This is a genomic window from Escherichia sp. 10290, from assembly GCF_030295155.1.
In the GTDB taxonomy this organism is placed as follows: domain Bacteria; phylum Pseudomonadota; class Gammaproteobacteria; order Enterobacterales; family Enterobacteriaceae; genus Escherichia; species Escherichia coli_F.
In genome coordinates, this window is record NZ_AP025741.1 from 337,251 (window position 1) to 353,915 (window position 16,665).

Annotated in this window: 13 protein-coding genes and 3 pseudogenes; 7 read left to right on the forward strand and 9 right to left on the reverse strand. The window is 46.0% G+C overall.

Going from position 1 to position 16,665, the window contains the following annotated elements:
* Positions 1 to 547 precede the first annotated feature (547 nt).
* Positions 548 to 774, forward strand: a pseudogene (ykgL, locus tag QUE74_RS01570) (protein YkgL).
* A 34-nt stretch (positions 775 to 808) separates the two neighbouring features.
* Here ykgL and ykgO read toward each other — a convergent pair.
* The 4 genes and pseudogenes from ykgO to QUE74_RS01590 all read right to left on the reverse strand — a co-directional run.
* Complete coding sequence (gene ykgO / locus QUE74_RS01575; protein WP_000866436.1) at positions 809 to 949, reverse strand: type B 50S ribosomal protein L36; 141 nt, start codon at positions 947 to 949, stop codon at positions 809 to 811.
* Entirely contained in the window at positions 949 to 1,212 is a 264-nt protein-coding gene (locus QUE74_RS01580; protein WP_000804000.1) for a type B 50S ribosomal protein L31, read from the reverse strand. Before QUE74_RS01580 ends, ykgO begins: the two co-directional genes overlap by 1 nt.
* A gap of 364 nt (positions 1,213 to 1,576) precedes the next feature.
* A complete protein-coding gene (gene ykgR, locus QUE74_RS29415; protein WP_000662258.1) occupies positions 1,577 to 1,678 on the reverse strand; it encodes a small membrane protein YkgR in 102 nt (33 codons plus the stop codon).
* A gap of 472 nt (positions 1,679 to 2,150) precedes the next feature.
* Positions 2,151 to 2,240: pseudogene (locus tag QUE74_RS01590) on the reverse strand (hypothetical protein); the annotation flags it as partial.
* Positions 2,241 to 2,791: 551 nt separating this feature from the next.
* Between QUE74_RS01590 and fdeC the strand changes: the two are divergent.
* Entirely contained in the window at positions 2,792 to 7,045 is a 4,254-nt protein-coding gene (gene fdeC, locus QUE74_RS01595) for an inverse autotransporter adhesin FdeC (RefSeq protein ID WP_286331887.1), read from the forward strand.
* Between the two features lie 120 nt (positions 7,046 to 7,165).
* Here fdeC and QUE74_RS01600 read toward each other — a convergent pair whose 3' ends face one another.
* A complete protein-coding gene (locus QUE74_RS01600; protein ID WP_024166200.1) occupies positions 7,166 to 8,023 on the reverse strand; it encodes a helix-turn-helix domain-containing protein in 858 nt (285 codons plus the stop codon).
* A 247-nt stretch (positions 8,024 to 8,270) separates the two neighbouring features.
* Here QUE74_RS01600 and QUE74_RS01605 point away from each other — a divergent pair, with 247 nt between their 5' ends.
* The gene (locus tag QUE74_RS01605; protein WP_001355149.1) at positions 8,271 to 9,140 is read left to right on the forward strand and encodes an aldo/keto reductase; all 870 of its coding nucleotides are present in this window, start codon (positions 8,271 to 8,273) and stop codon (positions 9,138 to 9,140) included.
* 159 nt (positions 9,141 to 9,299) lie between these two features.
* On the opposite strand, the gene rclC is transcribed toward QUE74_RS01605, so the two are convergent.
* From rclC to rclA, 3 genes are all read right to left on the reverse strand, one after another.
* Entirely contained in the window at positions 9,300 to 9,893 is a 594-nt protein-coding gene (rclC, locus tag QUE74_RS01610) for a reactive chlorine species resistance protein RclC (protein WP_001355150.1), read from the reverse strand.
* 11 nt (positions 9,894 to 9,904) lie between these two features.
* The gene (gene rclB, locus QUE74_RS01615) at positions 9,905 to 10,141 is read right to left on the reverse strand and encodes a reactive chlorine resistance periplasmic protein RclB (protein WP_000474001.1); all 237 of its coding nucleotides are present in this window, start codon (positions 10,139 to 10,141) and stop codon (positions 9,905 to 9,907) included.
* Positions 10,142 to 10,249: 108 nt separating this feature from the next.
* On the reverse strand, positions 10,250 to 11,575 hold the full coding sequence (gene rclA, locus QUE74_RS01620; RefSeq protein WP_001046342.1) for a reactive chlorine resistance oxidoreductase RclA: 1,326 nt from the start codon (positions 11,573 to 11,575) through the stop codon (positions 10,250 to 10,252).
* A gap of 225 nt (positions 11,576 to 11,800) precedes the next feature.
* Here rclA and rclR point away from each other — a divergent pair, with 225 nt between their 5' ends.
* The 4 genes from rclR (at position 11,801) to QUE74_RS01640 (ending at position 16,018) form a co-directional block, all read left to right on the forward strand.
* Positions 11,801 to 12,655, forward strand: a complete 855-nt coding sequence (rclR, locus tag QUE74_RS01625) for a reactive chlorine-specific transcriptional regulator RclR (RefSeq protein WP_000339605.1) — start codon at positions 11,801 to 11,803, stop codon at positions 12,653 to 12,655.
* 517 nt (positions 12,656 to 13,172) lie between these two features.
* Entirely contained in the window at positions 13,173 to 13,892 is a 720-nt protein-coding gene (locus QUE74_RS01630; RefSeq protein ID WP_001102124.1) for a (Fe-S)-binding protein, read from the forward strand.
* 10 nt (positions 13,893 to 13,902) lie between these two features.
* Positions 13,903 to 15,330 (forward strand): LutB/LldF family L-lactate oxidation iron-sulfur protein, encoded by a 1,428-nt coding sequence (locus QUE74_RS01635; RefSeq protein WP_000023919.1) that lies wholly within the window; start codon positions 13,903 to 13,905, stop codon positions 15,328 to 15,330.
* Complete coding sequence (locus tag QUE74_RS01640) at positions 15,323 to 16,018, forward strand: LutC/YkgG family protein (RefSeq protein ID WP_001355151.1); 696 nt, start codon at positions 15,323 to 15,325, stop codon at positions 16,016 to 16,018. The genes QUE74_RS01635 and QUE74_RS01640 overlap by 8 nt, the downstream gene beginning before the upstream one ends.
* A gap of 316 nt (positions 16,019 to 16,334) precedes the next feature.
* Here QUE74_RS01640 and QUE74_RS01645 read toward each other — a convergent pair.
* Positions 16,335 to 16,589: pseudogene (locus QUE74_RS01645) on the reverse strand (hypothetical protein); the annotation flags it as partial.
* Positions 16,590 to 16,665: the final 76 nt, after the last annotated feature.

A 16,665-nucleotide genomic window follows, 5' to 3' on the forward strand; every position in this document is an offset into this window, starting at 1 on the left:
AAGAAGAAAAAGACATTCAGTTTCATAAGGTTATTGGCAATATAACGTTCAATTCTTACTTGCATTTTATATTAGCCAGGAACTTTGCCCTGAGGTGTTAGGAATAGTCTTAATGCGTTTTGTGCTCGACTAGTAAAAAAACAATTTTTAATGATAATAAATAGAACATAAAACTATTATTGGCCATCATTAAAGAAGATTTGACAATCAATAAGGTGTTTTAATGGATTAACATGCCGCACAAAATGGTTATGGGTGTTTACTCCAATAAGTGGTGATAAATTGAATAGGTGTGACTACGTCATCTGTTCGGTAAGCCCCCCAAGAGCCAAATTAAGTGAAGTTAAACGAAGGCTGCCAGCTGTCACAGGAACGATGGCCTCTTTGACAGGGCACTGCGTGCAGTCATCTGTGCGCGTTACTCTAACTGGCACTCGAACGTCGGCGATGGGGTTACCGGTGGATCAGGCTGTTCCTGTGGCGTAAACGTTTTTATGTTAGTACCAACAGATTTACCACATTTATCTTCTTAACAGTTTGAGTGTAAATGCAGGCTGCTCCGCAAAGGGAGGGGGCGGAGTGGCTTGTTCAGTCTAAAAGAGAGTTGATACCAGCATACAGGGGCGAAGTTGGTCAACAAGTCAACATTAAGATAATGGAATATTCGGAGAGAAACGTCAGGCAGTTGACCTCAAATGAACAGGAAGAATATATCCCCAGGAAATTAATGTTGGTGTTATAAACACACCAACATTAATCCGGTCTGATTATTAATCAGACAAATATCGTTAATTCGGCGAATTATGAATCAACGCTTTTTCTTACGCCCCTGAACGGCCTTAAAACGTGGATTAGATTTACAAATCACATACAGCCGTCCTTTTCGCTTCACAATCTGACAGTCTGGATGGCGTTCTTTTGCGGTACGCAGAGAGTTAAGGACTTTCATCACGCCCCCTTTTTCGTGCTAACAAAACGACCAAAACGTTGGGTGAATCGTGTAACATTTCCTTCTGATGCCACTGTTCTCAGCTTCCCTGTATAGAACGGGTGCGATTTCGAAGAGACATCAATTGTCACGTACGGATACGTTACGCCATCCAGCTCAATCTCACGGTCTGTTTTGATAGTCGAGCCGATTTTAAAGTACTCATCAACACTGGTGTCATGGAACACCACAGTACGATACTCAGGATGGATATTGGGTTTCATCATTTTTACCTGTTATGTTATAACATAACCGTAAAGATACATGCTCATCCGGATCATTTCAACACCCAATCCCTGTGACCATTTGTGGTATGTGGAATTTCGGCAACGGGGAAGTCTGGCATTGTTAGCAGCCATTGGCGACGCTCCCATAAACGCCTGGATGAGTGATTGATGATGGTTTCGCTGAGAGTATGAATTTTTCGAGAATGGAGGCTATCTCCACTTTACTGGCCGATGATTTATCGCAGTTTGATTGATTACCTGACAGCGTGTATTCCTCTCCCACGGATATAATAATTACTTAAAAAAAAGGGAGAGGATGCATATTTTAAATATCACTGAAGTGAACAGTTTATTGCCGTTATTAATAGAAATGGAGAAATAAATAGGCGTATTCTACAATTGCGACAAAAACAACGATATTAATCAGTTTATGACTGATTTGCTGTACTTTATTCTCTTTCATTGGTACTTCCTCGCTTTAAAAAAGAGTGCACTTCGTAAGTGCCCTTATATAAATAACGAGTTTGGTCAACCAATTTTTTGACATGTATCACAAATTTGAATAGATGTATTACATCGGCTATCTTTTATTGCCCCAACGTCATTGATATATGTCGCCTGAAGTCAGTCCGGGAATGAGTCTGATCTCAAAACTGGCCCAGCCCTGGCGTTGATTGGCGCTGAGGAGCATACCTCATCTCATCATAATGTCGTATCTCCTGGGGTGTTATACAAGATATCGTTGTTGGTAACCTGGGAAAGGAATTGAGTTCTATTAAACCGTCAAGTATGCCGGATACATACTGGATTACACAGCAGGCACGCCTTATGAGAGAACGTGCCGCAGTGACGGGTTAATTATCTGAAAGAATTTGCGAGGCTGTATCGGTTACTCATTGGTTTGATAGTTTTACTCTCGGGAGAGTAATAGATATTTAATCCATTAACGGAAACCAGCCAGTTCCTTTCGATGCCTGAATTTGATCCCATAGTTTATCCGGAATGGTTAATTCAGGAACAAGTTGTGTTATCGTTCATGAGAAGCATAACGTAAAGGGAAAAGCTCGATTAGACGGCAGGATTTGTCAGGGGTTATGAACAAAATTCATAAATCTGTTTGAGGGTTGAGATTAGTCGTGCAAGTTCGATATCCCCGGAATTTACAGTCCGATGAAGAAAAATGAATATCCATAAAAAATACATTGGTTTATCCTGGCGTATATACCTACTTCGACGTATTTCCAATCGTGGTAAATTAAAAGCAGGTCATTATTATTCACTCTGAATAATGAATTATTCACTATCCGCAGAGTAAGAAAGATAACTTAGGTATCTATTTAATGGTTTGCACAAAAAGCTAAATTCTCACCCATAAATAAAAATATAATCCCGCGCCCAACCACCTGATGAGTGGCTACAGGCACTGGATATATTAGGTGGCGGTGTACTTTCTTACATAAAGGTATTTCCTTTTCTGCGGAAAAGGAAACCGGGAAATCCCGGTTTTTCTGACAAGCAGACGCCATTATTTGTGTCTGCCTATGTTCGTTAATTCGTTCATCAGGAAATTATCTCAATGTCACGTTATAAAACAGGTCATAAACAACCACGATTTCGTTATTCAGTTCTGGCCCGCTGCGTGGCGTGGGCAAATATCTCTGTTCAGGTTCTTTTCCCACTCGCTGTCACCTTTACCCCAGTAATGGCAGCACGCGCGCAGCATGCGGTTCAGCCACGGTTGAGCATGGAAAATACCACGGTAGCTGCTGATAATAATGTGGAGAAAAATGTCGCGTCGTTTGCCGCAAATGCCGGGACATTTTTAAGCAGTCAGCCAGATAGCGATGCGACACGTAACTTTATTACCGGAATGGCCACCGCTAAAGCTAACCAGGAAATACAGGAGTGGCTCGGGAAATATGGTACAGCGCGCGTCAAACTGAATGTCGATAAAGATTTCTCGCTGAAGGATTCTTCGCTGGAAATGCTTTATCCGATTTATGACACGCCGACAAATATGTTGTTCACTCAGGGGGCAATACATCGTACCGACGATCGTACTCAGTCAAATATTGGTTTTGGCTGGCGTCATTTTTCAGGAAATGACTGGATGGCGGGGGTGAATACTTTTATCGATCATGATTTATCCCGTAGTCATACCCGCATTGGTGTTGGTGCGGAATACTGGCGTGATTATTTGAAACTGAGCGCCAATGGTTATATCCGGGCTTCTGGCTGGAAAAAATCGCCGGATGTTGAGGATTATCAGGAACGCCCGGCGAATGGCTGGGATATTCGTGCTGAGGGCTATTTACCTGCCTGGCCGCAGCTTGGCGCAAGCCTGATGTATGAGCAGTATTATGGCGATGAAGTCGGGCTGTTTGGTAAAGATAAACGCCAGAAAGACCCGCATGCTATTTCTGCCGAGGTAACCTATACACCAGTGCCTCTTCTGACACTGAGCGCCGGGCATAAGCAGGGCAAGAGTGGTGAGAATGACACTCGCTTTGGCCTGGAAGTTAACTACCGAATTGGCGAACCTCTGCAAAAACAACTCGATACAGACAGCATTCGCGAGCGTCGAATGCTGGCAGGCAGCCGCTATGACCTGGTTGAGCGTAATAACAACATCGTTCTTGAGTACCGCAAATCTGAAGTGATCCGTATTGCTCTGCCTGAGCGTATTGAAGGCAAGGGCGGTCAGACGGTTTCCCTGGGGCTTGTGGTCAGCAAAGCAACTCACGGACTGAAAAATGTGCAGTGGGAAGCGCCGTCATTACTGGCTGAAGGTGGCAAAATTACCGGTCAGGGTAGTCAGTGGCAAGTAACGCTCCCGGCTTACCGTCCAGGCAAAGACAATTATTATGCGATTTCAGCAGTTGCCTACGATAACAAAGGCAATGCCTCGAAACGTGTGCAGACAGAAGTGGTTATTAGCGGAGCTGGTATGAGCGCCGATCGTACGGCGTTAACGCTTGACGGTCAGAGCAGTATTCAAATGCTTGCTAACGGTAATGAGCAAAAGCCGCTGGTGCTGTCTCTGCGCGACGCCGAGGGCCAGCCAGTCACGGGCATGAAAGATCAGATCAAGACTGAACTAACCTTCAAACCGGCTGGAAATATTGTGACTCGTACCCTGAAGGCCGCTAAATCACAGGCAAAACCCACACTGGGTGAGTTCACCGAAACTGAAGCAGGGGTGTATCAGTCTGTCTTTACTACCGGAACGCAGTCAGGTGAGGTAACGATTACTGTTAGCGTTGATGACATGAGCAAAACTGTCACTGCAGAACTGCGGGCCACGATGATGGATGTGGCAAACTCCACCCTGAGCGCTAACGAGCCGTCAGGTGATGTGGTTGCTGATGGTCAGCAAGCCTACACGCTGACACTGACAGCGGTGGACTCCGAGGGTAATCCGGTGACGGGAGAAGCCAGCCGCCTGCGACTTGTTCCGCAAGACACTAATGGTGTAACCGTTGGTGCCATTTCGGAAATAAAACCAGGGGTTTACAGCGCCACGGTTTCTTCGACCCGTGCCGGAAACGTTGTTGTGCGTGCCTTCAGCGAGCAGTATCAGCTGGGCACGTTACAACAAACGCTGAAGTTTGTTGCCGGGCCGCTTGATGCAGCACATTCGTCCATCACCCTGAATCCTGATAAACCGGTGGTTGGCGGTACAGTTACGGCAATCTGGACGGCAAAAGATGCTAATGACAACCCTGTAACTGGCCTCAATCCGGATGCACCGTCATTATCGGGCGCAGCAGCTGCTGGTTCTACGGCATCTGGCTGGACAAATAATGGTGATGGGACGTGGACTGCGCAAATTACTCTCGGCTCTACGGCGGGTGAATTAGAGGTTATGCCGAAGCTCAATGGGCAGGACGCGGCAGCGAATGCGGCTAAAGTGACCGTGGTGGCTGATGCGTTATCTTCAGGCCAGTCGACAGTGTCTGTAGCCGCAGATCGCGTAAAAGCAGGCGAAAGCACAACCGTGACGCTTATTGCAAAAGATGCGCATGGCAACGCTATTAGTGGTCTTTCGTTGTCGGCAAGTTTGACGGGGACCGCCTCTGAAGGGGCGACCGTTTCCAGTTGGACCGAAAAAGGTGACGGTTCCTATGTTGCTACGTTAACTACAGGCGGAAAGACGGGCGAGCTTCGTGTCATGCCGCTCTTCAACGGCCAGCCAGCAGCCACCGAAGCCGCGCAGCTGACTGTTATTGCCGGGGAGATGTCATCAGCGAACTCTACGCTTGTTGCGGACAATAAGGCTCCGGTCGTCAAAACGACGACGGAACTCACCTTCACCGTGAAGGATGCGTACGGGAACCCGGTCACCGGGCTGAAGCCAGATGCACCCGTGTTTAGCGGTGCCGCCAGCACGGGATCAGAGCGACCTTCAGCTGGAAGCTGGACAGAGCAAAGTAATGGGGTCTACGTGGCGACCTTAACGCTGGGATCGGCTGCAGGTCAGTTGTCTGTCATGCCACGCGTGAACGGCCAAAATGCCGTTGCTCAGCCACTGATGCTGAATGTTGCAGGCGACGCTTCCCGGGCAGTGATCAGTGATATGGCGGTGAAGGTGAATAACCAACTGGCAAATGGACAGTCTGCTAACCAGGTAACCCTGACCGTCGTGGACAGCTATGGTAACCCGTTGCAGGGGCAAGAAGTTACGCTGACTTTACCGCAGGGTGTGACTAGCAAGACGGGGAATACAGTAACAACCAATGCGGCAGGTAAAGCGGATATTGAGTTGATATCAACCGTTGCAGGGGAACTTGAAATCGCGGCCGCGGTGAAAAACTCTCAGAAGACGGTCACGGTGAAATTCAACGCAGACGCCAGCACCGGTCAGGCAAACCTGCAGGTTGACACTGCCGCTCAAAAAGTGGCAAACGGCAAAGATGCCTTTACGCTGACGGCGACCGTTGAGGATAAAAACGGTAACCCTGTTCCAGGAACTCTGGTGACCTTTAATCTGCCTCGGGGCGTCAAGCCACTTACAGGTGATAATGTCTGGGTGAAAGCCAACGATGAAGGGAAAGCAGAGTTGCAGGTGGTTTCAGTGACTGCCGGAACGTATGAGATCACGGCTTCAGCAGGAAATAACCAGCCTTCAGACGCGAAGAGCATTACGTTTGTGGCGGATAAGACTACGGCGACCATCTCCAGTATTGAGGTGATTGGCAACCGTGCAGTGGCGGATGGCAAAGCCAAACAGACGTATAAAGTTACGGTGACTGATGCCAATAACAATTTGTTGAAAGATAGCGAAGTGACGCTGACCGCCAGCCCGGCTTCGTTAAACCTGGAACCGAATGGCACAGCGACAACGAATGAGCAAGGGCAGGCTATTTTCACCGCCACCACGACTGTTGCAGCGAAATATACACTTACGGCGCAAGTGAGTCAGGACAACGGTCAGGTATCAACGAAAACGGCTGAATCCAGTTTCGTGGCGGATGATAAAAATGCGGTACTCACCGCAACATCTGATATGGAATCTCTGGTGGCAGATGGGGAATCGACCGCAACGCTGAAGGTTACCCTGATGTCGGCAAACAACCCTGTTGGGGGGAATATGTGGGTTGACATTCAGACGCCGGAAGGGGTGACGGAGAAGGATTATCAGTTCCTGCCGTCGAAAAATGACCATTTCGTGAGCGGAAAAATCACGCGTACATTTAGTACCAGCAAGCCTGGTGTCTATACGTTCACATTTAACGCCCTGACTTATGGCGGGTACGAAATGAAGCCAGTGACGGTGACCATTACCGCGGTGGATGCCAATACGGCAACGGGCGAGGAGGCGATGAAATAATATTAAGAGTATGAAAGTAACATTCTAATAAACAATAATGGCGTTGACATCTTCAACGCCATTATTTATTGAATTGCCTGACAGTAGTCTTGTTATAAATTCATTTAGACATAGCGATAACTAAACCGGACGAACAGGGATAAATATTTCGCAAACAACATCATTGCTATCCTTTTCTACGAAATCTTCATTGTAATAAAATCGCTCAATATCACTGCCGTTCACTCTGGCTAACCCCCTGGCAGGTAATTCCATCAGATAGAGGTTTCGCGCCCATTCAGGGTAGTGCTCCCACTCACCTTCATAGCGGAAAGAGGCATACAGTCCTCGGTTAATTATCCACTCTTTCGGCATCTCTGAATCGGTTTGTTTACATACCGTACCGGCAAAAGTTTCAACTGTCAGCAAATCGACCGATTTTGTTGACGGTTTAAACGTGGAGACGAAATAGATATCCGTCTTAAAATTCTTCATACATCTGGCTAAATGATGAAGTCGCAGTTCGACTTCTTCATCCGGTGATTTATTCGACACTTCAATATCATATTTAAATGAATTGCCAAAAATAGGTGTCTCAGGAAAGTTGACTAATCTACACTCCGTCTTTTGCTGTTGACGTATTAAAAAAGAAGGGAAGATATTTTCGAGATCCCAATAATCACGGTGGCGGTATTCACGGGGAGAGCAGCCGAATAACTTTTTAAATTCGCGGCTGAATGACTGCTGTGAATCAAAATGCAAAGAGAGTGCAATATCAAGCATAGATTTCGCGGTGAGCCGGACAAGAATGGCGGCGCGACAAAGCCTTCGTTTGCGAATGTATTCTCCTAAAGGCACATGCATGAAATTTCGGAACAGAAGCTGGATGTTGCGCCTGCTGTAGCCAGATTTCTGTGCGATATCTTCGATTGAAATAGGGTGCTCAAGATTGCACTCAATCCACTCCAGGAGCTGCTGTAGAATCTTCTGCCTGATCATCACATTCACCGTTAATTCTTTGTCATATCGCACATTTTCGTTATGTCCTGGGCCCTAAGTGTATCAAAAACAGCAAGTCCCAAGGCAAAAGCACTGATAGCGTCTGCTTCATTGCCCCAAAAATAGAGAGGTTTCAGTCCTACATTATTAATGAATTTTTTGCATAAGTGATATCAAAATCCACATACTAATTTGAGGTTACGTTTTAACGTAGACTCATTGTTCATACCTAATGGAGGGACTGACAGTGGAATTTTCCGTATTAAGTAACAATCTGAAAATGCCGATGATGGGATTTGGTGTTTTTCAGGTTACCGATAAAGACGTGTGCAAACAGTCAGTGTTGAATGCTATCCGCACGGGTTATCGACTCATCGACACTGCAGCGGTATACGGTAATGAAGATGCCGTCGGTGAAGCCGTTCGTGAAGCTATATCTGAAGGTTTATGTACCCGAGATGAGTTATTTATAACGTCTAAATTGTGGGTACAGGATATGTTGAATCAGGATACGGCAAAAGCAGGTATTGAAGCGTCATTAAAAAAATCGGGACTAGAATACTTCGACCTCTATTTATTGCACCAGGCTATGCGCGATTATTTCAGTGCGTGGCGTGCACTCGAAGATGCCTATGAAGAGGGCAAATTAAAAGCGATTGGGGTTTCCAATTTCTACCCTCATGTTCTGGCAAACTTTTGTGAAACGGTAAGAGTTAAACCGATGGTCAACCAGGTCGAGTTGCATCCCTATTTTGCCCAACCAGAGGCGCTGGCAACCATGAAGTATTATAACGTGCAGCCTGAAGCATGGGCTCCGTTAGGCGGTGGAAGACATAAACCCTTTGAAAATAGTCTGCTTCAGAATATTGCAGATGCCCATCAAAAATCGATTTCTCAGGTCATTCTGCGTTGGAATATTCAACGGGGAGTGGTCGTTATTCCGAAATCGACACATCAACAGCGTATCGAAGAAAATTTTGCTATTTGGGATTTCTCACTGACAGAGAAAGAAATGGCGCAAATTAGTTCGCTTGATTTGGGTTATGTTGGGGAATCGGTAAAACATTTTAATCCTAAGTTTGTTCGTGGTTGTCTTGCTGTAAAAATACATGATTGATATTAATCACTTATTTTACCTGAGACGACAAGAATCTTTTAACAGGGGAGTGATATTGATCTTCACTCTGTCATATCTCCGGTAATATGGCGTCAGGCTTCATCATCAGAAAGGGAGCCTGACGCCTGAAAAAGTGAACAACAGACAGTGTTCGGATTATCAATATTCAGTTTTTAACGTTGAACTGGATTCATTACTGCGTTGTTTAAGAATATCCCGCGCCGAATCTGCCATTATCATGACAGCACCTGCCAGCATCAGAGTATCTTTCAATACCAGGCGACCAGCACCAGATAAATAAGGGAAACCATGATGAGCGTCACCCAATGCGGGTACCCATGCCTCCGGGGTGGTGATTAAAAATGAGAGTGTTACCAACGGTGTGGTAAATGCCATCAGCCCTCCCAATAAACCTAACCAGCGATTGACAGGATTAGCCAAAACCAGCAGAGCAATAATCACCTCCACGACGCCAAGACCGTTGGAAAAACCATAGGTATTATTGGCCGATTGCCATGCCCTTGCTTCTGGTTTGTATTCGCCTTCGTGAGTCAGATACTGTTTATAGTCTTCCGGGTGTTCATAAAAGAACGACATTAGTGGACTGTTTGCGACGAATGGTGTAATGCTGTCTGCCTCGTAAGGGACAAACTTTAATAACCCAATCCACATAAAAACAATCGCAATACTCAGGCGAATCAATGTCAGGCCAATTTTATCTCCCCGACTTAACAGGTGCAGGTATTTTTCCATTGTGAACATCCTTATTTATACAATACTGCTGTTGCGGTTGAATTATTATCAATTCGCATCGATGTGACTTTCCAGGATGAAGCATTATATTTTCTGGCTATATCAGCAATGGCATCCTCCAGAACTGTCGGTGATGCTGATACTGACGAGACGCTGATATGTTTCAGAATTATTTTATCATCTGCATTGGTGGAAAATGCCATAACGCCAGATAATAGTGTTGCAAATAAAACAGGTTTTTTAAACATATAAAATACCATCAATGAAGTGATTAAGAAGTTATATAATAACAAGGAATTAATAAGATTCTTTTCTCTGAGACGCCAGAATATTTGTCCTGGCGTCTGATTTTGAGTTTATTTGACTAATGAAAATAGATCATTGAGTGATTCGCTCATCGACGGATGAGTAAATATCTGATCGCGTAATATGCTATAAGGCAGCCCGGCATCCATCACCATTTTCACTATATTGATCATCTCGTGGGAGTCAACACACAGCAGTGATGCCCCTAATATACGTTGGGTTTTATTATCAACAATTGCTTTTAATACCCCACGGGTATCGTTCATCACTCTGGCGCGCGGAATTGCAGCTACAGGCAATGTCACCACCTGAATATCAGCACCATTCTCTCTGGCTTGCTCTTCTGTCATACCAACCTTGGACAGGGGCGGTGTCATGAATACGGAATAAGGCACATTTTTCCGATCATCAGTACTACGTCTGCCTTCTCCCAGCAACTCATCACGCACAATGCGGTAATCATCCAGTGATATGTAAGTAAATTGCAGCCCGCCGGTAACATCTCCCATCGCCCAAATATTGTCTGCGGTGGTATGTAATCGCTTGTCAACGACAATTGCCCCGCGCTCGTTTACTGCGATACCGGCATTTTCTGGATGTAACGAAGCGGTAGCCGGTTGACGACCGGAAGCTATTAACAGTGCATCCACCGCCAGTTGGGCGTGCTCGCTATGCACTTGCACTTGATTTTGATGGTGACTGATTCGCTCCACATGGGCATTGAGGATCATATCGACGCCCTGATCGCGTAAAATCGTCGCGATATTATCAGCAATATCCCGATCTTCCCGAGGCAAAAACAGCGAAGCTGCCTCTAAAATGGTTACTTTGCTGCCAAAATTAGCGAACATAGAGGCGAACTCAACGCCAATATATCCGCCGCCCAAAATACCTAAATGCCCAGGCAATTCTTTTAGATTAAGTAATCCGGTGCTGTCATATACACCAGGCGTGGTGGTAATTCCAGGAATTGGCGGAACCACGGCTTGTGCACCGGTATTAATAAAAATTTTCTCGCCATGAATCTCCAGATTTCCCCCAGGCCGATGAACACGCAGGCTATGATTATTGATAAACTCCGCCTGGCCGTCGATCACGTCGATATTGGGCATATCCGCAAGATTATGATAATTCTTATTACGTAAAAAATTAACCACTTCATTTTTACGCTGTATGGCACGGACAAAATCTGTGTGCTGCTGTGCGTCATGAACCAATGTTTTGGTTGGGATACAGCCGATATTAATACAGGTCCCGCCATACATTGCATTTGATTGTTCGATGAGAGCCACACGCCAACCTGCTTTTGCCAGCGTGACGGCTAATGTTTTTCCAGCCTTGCCAAAACCAATAATAACTGCCTGATATTTATTCATGATGATTTCCTGTCGAAACGCGTTCATTTGACATCATGACTATAGACGCAAAATAGCAAATAACATTTCTTCACAACGCTTGATATTTTGTCTTATCGTCTGGTATTTTCTTTTTCTTAATCAGAATCACAAAACAAAAATCATGATTAACCATTTGATGGTATTAGATTAATTATTGTCTAAGATTGTTGGTGTTTGTAATCAAAAACCACTCAGGAGTCTGGTATGGATGCTCTTAGCCGTTTGTTGATGCTTAACGCTCCACAAGGAACGATCGATAAGAATTGCGTGTTAGGAAGTGACTGGCAACTTCCACATGGTGCCGGGGAATTGTCGGTTATTCGTTGGCATGCGTTAACGCAAGGAGCGGCGAAGCTGGAAATGCCGACGGGAGAGATTTTTACATTACGCCCGGGAAATGTGGTCCTGCTACCACAAAATTCAGCTCATCGCCTGAGTCATGTCGATAATGAATCGACCTGTATTGTCTGTGGCACTCTTCGACTGCAACATTCGGCGCGTTATTTTTTAACGTCTTTGCCGGAAACGCTGTTTGTAGCACCGGTTAACCACAGCGTGGAATATAACTGGCTGAGGGAGGCGATCCCGTTTTTACAACAGGAATCGAGATCGGCAATGCCGGGAGTGGATGCTCTGTGTAGCCAGATCTGCGCTACATTCTTTACCCTCGCGGTGCGTGAGTGGATTGCACAGGTTAATACAGAGAAAAACATTCTCAGTTTGCTTCTGCATCCACGTCTTGGTGCGGTAATACAGCAAATGCTGGAAATGCCAGGATACGCCTGGACCGTCGAATCGCTGGCCAGCATCGCCCACATGTCCCGGGCAAGTTTTGCCCAGCTTTTCCGTGATGTTTCCGGAACCACGCCGCTGGCTGTATTAACAAAGTTGCGTCTACAAATAGCGGCCCAGATGTTTTCCCGGGAAACGTTCCCTGTTGTGGTGATTGCTGAGTCAGTAGGCTATGCCAGTGAATCATCTTTTCACAAGGCGTTTGTCCGCGAGTTTGGTTGTACCCCGGGAGAATATCGGGAAAGAGTCAGACAGCTTGCACCCTGAATAAAACCGCCAGGAATCGGAGCAAAGATAATCAGCATTCCGGGTGTTGTGAGCCTTTCAACTATTTCTATTTCCAACTGTGTTTTATATGTTTTTTTGAAGAATGCTGGCCCAGTATGTAAATAAAAACGCAAACTAAATTGCTTTAATTAAATAAAATGCCGACTATTACTTGATACCTGATTATTGCCGGTGATTTTGTTAGTACACCATCATTGTATATCTCAACAACCCCTGAATAAGTAGCTCTGAATAGGTATAAGGGATGTGGCCTTTTTAAATGAATTTCTTATGCCCAAAATGATCGTCGATTTCCCTATAAAATGTGAGCGATGCCGAAAGAAATAAAATTAGTTATTGCATTTGAAGTTTGGATGAAAGATTATCATTTGTCATACAAATGAGGGGTGGTATGTTGCTAGCCAATTAAAAAAGAACGCCATATTTATTGATGATTGATCCCCTTGTGGGGGGAACCATCGGGCATAAATGGGCATGAAGTAATGGAGTATTAGTTGTGAATGTCAATTTCTTTGTCACCTGTATTGGTGACGCCCTGAAATCAAGAATGGCACGAGACTCCGTGCTGCTACTGGAAAAACTCGGCTGTCGCGTAAATTTCCCGGAGAAACAGGGATGCTGCGGTCAGCCTGCGATCAATAGTGGTTATATCAAAGAAGCGATTCCAGGGATGAAAAATCTGATCGCCGCACTGGAGGATAACGACGATCCCATTATTTCACCGGCTGGCTCCTGTACCTATGCCGTAAAAAGTTACCCAACGTATCTGGCGGATGAGCCTGAATGGGCATCACGTGCCGAAAAGGTTGCCGCGCGTATGCAGGATCTCACCTCTTTTATTGTTAATACATTAGGGGTAGTCGATGTAGGTGCCAGTTTGCAAGGGAGAGCGGTGTATCACCCATCTTGTAGCCTGGCCCGTAAGCTGGGGGTGAAGGACGAGCCACTTACGCTGCTGAAAAATGTGCGTGGACTGGAGCTGTTGACCTTTGCTGAACAGGATACCTGCTGCGGATTTGGCGGCACGTTCTCGGTCAAAATGGCCGAAATATCCGGCGAGATGGTGAAAGAAAAGGTTTCGCACCTGATGGAAGTCCGCCCTGAGTATTTAATTGGTGCTGACGTGAGTTGCCTGCTGAACATCAGTGGACGATTACAACGGGAAGGGCAGAAAGTCAAAGTGATGCATATTGCTGAAGTGCTGATGAGCCGCTGAGGATATAAAGATGTCGATCAAAACCAGTAATACAGATTTTAAGACACGCATCCGTCAGCAAATTGAAGATCCGATCATGCGCAAAGCGGTGGCAAACGCGCAGCAGCGTATTGGGGCAAATCGGCAAAAAATGGTCGATGAATTAGGGCACTGGGAGGAGTGGCGCGACCGGGCCGCCCAGATACGTGATCATGTTCTGAGTAATCTCGACGCTTATCTGTACCAGCTCTCTGAAAAAGTGACGCAAAACGGCGGTCACGTCTATTTTGCAAAAACTAAAGAAGACGCCACCCGCTACATTTTACAGGTCGCCCAACGCAAAAATGCCCGGAAGGTGGTGAAATCTAAATCGATGGTGACCGAAGAGATTGGTGTCAATCATGTGTTGCAGGATGCAGGCATTCAGGTGATTGAAACCGATCTGGGTGAATACATTCTCCAGCTGGATCAAGATCCGCCCTCTCATGTTGTGGTCCCGGCAATTCATAAAGATCGCCATCAGATCCGTCGAGTGCTACACGAACGTCTGGGTTATGAGGGGCCGGAAACGCCTGAAGCGATGACCTTATTCATTCGGCAAAAAATCCGCGAAGATTTCCTCAGTGCTGAAATAGGTATTACCGGCTGTAATTTCGCGGTGGCAGAGACCGGTTCGGTATGCCTGGTGACCAATGAAGGTAATGCGCGAATGTGTACCACGCTGCCTAAAACGCATATTGCAGTGATGGGAATGGAGCGTATTGCCCCCACGTTTGCCGAGGTAGATGTATTGATCACCATGCTGGCGCGCAGTGCCGTTGGTGCACGTTTGACGGGATACAACACCTGGCTGACAGGACCGCGCGAAGCGGGGCACGTTGATGGTCCTGAAGAGTTTCATCTGGTTATTGTCGATAACGGGCGTTCTGAGGTGCTGGCTTCTGAATTTCGGGATGTGCTGCGCTGTATTCGCTGCGGGGCTTGTATGAATACTTGTCCGGCATATCGCCATATTGGCGGTCATGGATATGGCTCTATTTATCCAGGGCCAATTGGTGCGGTGATTTCCCCGTTACTTGGCGGCTATAAAGATTTTAAAGATTTACCCTACGCCTGCTCTTTATGCACAGCTTGTGACAGCGTGTGTCCGGTGCGTATTCCGCTGTCAAAACTGATTTTGCGTCATCGTCGGGTGATGGCTGAAAAAGGGATCACCGCAAAAGCAGAGCAACGGGCGATAAAAATGTTCGCGTATGCCAATAGTCATCCAGGATTGTGGAAAGTCGGGATGATGGCTGGTGCTCATGCGGCAAGCTGGTTTATCAATGGCGGCAAAACACCACTCAAATTTGGCGCGATTAGCGACTGGATGGAAGCACGCGATCTTCCTGAAGCTGACGGAGAGAGTTTCCGTAGTTGGTTTAAGAAACATCAGGCGCAGGAGAAAAAGAATGGATAATCGGAGCGAATTTTTGAGTAACGTTGCTCAGGCACTGGGTCGCCCGCAGCGACTTGAACCGCAAGCAGAAGATGCGCCGCTTAACAACTATGCTAACGAGCGGCTTACCGAACTTAACCAACAGCAGCGCTGTGACGCGTTTATCCAGTTTGCCAGCGATGTTATGTTGACGCGCTGTGAACTGACCAGCGAGGCGCAGGCCGCAGAAGCTGCAATATGTCTGTGTAAAGAGCTGGGAGAGCAGTCGGTCGTGATTAGCGGTGACACGAGGCTGGAGGAATTGGGGATTAGCGAACGTTTGCAGCAGGAATGCAATGCCGTTGTTTGGGATCCGGCGAAAGGTATTGAGAACATATCACAAGCAGAGCAGGCTAAAGTGGGCGTCGTATATGCTGAATATGGTTTAACCGAATCGGGTGGCGTGGTTCTTTTTTCCGCCGCCGGGCGCGGGCGTTCATTGAGCCTGCTCCCGGAATCTTCTCTTTTTATCCTGCGTAAAAGCACAATCCTGCCGCGTGTAGCGCAACTCGCAGAAAAATTGCATCAGAAAGCGCAGGCCGGTGAACGAATGCCGTCATGTATTAACATCATCAGTGGTCCTAGTTCAACGGCGGACATTGAGCTTATCAAAGTCGTCGGGGTTCATGGTCCGGTGAAAGCGGTGTATCTGATTATTGAGGATTGCTGAGAGAGATATGAAGTCTGGACATAAACCTGAAGGCGGCACGAAGTTGCGAATAGCGCTAAGGACAACCTGACTTAACCCCGTTCTGTCATGGTTATGCTCCTCTTCTTTAAATATCCTGGCATTAGTAATGCCAGGATATTTACAGTGAAAAAGACAGGCATCCATTCCTGAAAACGGGTTCCCTTCCCGGTCATTGTCACTTCAGCTATATACAGGCACTCTCTATCAGAATGCTGTTTATTACTGCCCAGAGTTTTGTTGGTATTCATCTACCATTTTTTTGACAAGGCAATTTTTAGCATTAGTACTGGTCTAAAAAACTCGTAATTCGCTGAATAACATCTTCAGTCATTGTGGTCTGACAGGCAAAGTTATTATTGCTATCACAGCTTACAAGTATGCCTGATGTTGTGTGGTTTATTTTTAGGCTGTAACTCAGCTTTATATTGTCTTTATTGATGTACAGAAATAATAGCACCATTGTCATACAAACAGCTATAATAAACAGAATAACACGAATCTTTTTCTTCAGATAAAATAAAATTTCAATCAGATCGATATCCTGTTTGATTTGTCACTCATAATATATCCAGAAAATGAAATCTGTCGCAGATAAGCTTGAATTAATAGTCTGTATCAGGAATATT

Bases quoted from the DNA above. Each gene is read 5' to 3' on its own strand.
- ykgO (WP_000866436.1), bottom strand. From the start codon at position 949: ATGAAAGTCCTTAACTCTCTGCGTACCGCAAAAGAACGCCATCCAGAC.
- QUE74_RS01580 (WP_000804000.1), bottom strand. From the start codon at position 1,212: ATGAAACCCAATATCCATCCTGAGTATCGTACTGTGGTGTTCCATGAC.
- ykgR (WP_000662258.1), bottom strand. From the start codon at position 1,678: ATGAAAGAGAATAAAGTACAGCAAATCAGTCATAAACTGATTAATATC.
- fdeC (WP_286331887.1), top strand. From the start codon at position 2,792: ATGTCACGTTATAAAACAGGTCATAAACAACCACGATTTCGTTATTCA.
- QUE74_RS01600 (WP_024166200.1), bottom strand. From the start codon at position 8,023: ATGATCAGGCAGAAGATTCTACAGCAGCTCCTGGAGTGGATTGAGTGC.
- rclC (WP_001355150.1), bottom strand. From the start codon at position 9,893: ATGGAAAAATACCTGCACCTGTTAAGTCGGGGAGATAAAATTGGCCTG.
- rclB (WP_000474001.1), bottom strand. From the start codon at position 10,141: ATGTTTAAAAAACCTGTTTTATTTGCAACACTATTATCTGGCGTTATG.
- rclA (WP_001046342.1), bottom strand. From the start codon at position 11,575: ATGAATAAATATCAGGCAGTTATTATTGGTTTTGGCAAGGCTGGAAAA.
- rclR (WP_000339605.1), top strand. From the start codon at position 11,801: ATGGATGCTCTTAGCCGTTTGTTGATGCTTAACGCTCCACAAGGAACG.
- QUE74_RS01635 (WP_000023919.1), top strand. From the start codon at position 13,903: ATGTCGATCAAAACCAGTAATACAGATTTTAAGACACGCATCCGTCAG.
- QUE74_RS01640 (WP_001355151.1), top strand. From the start codon at position 15,323: ATGGATAATCGGAGCGAATTTTTGAGTAACGTTGCTCAGGCACTGGGT.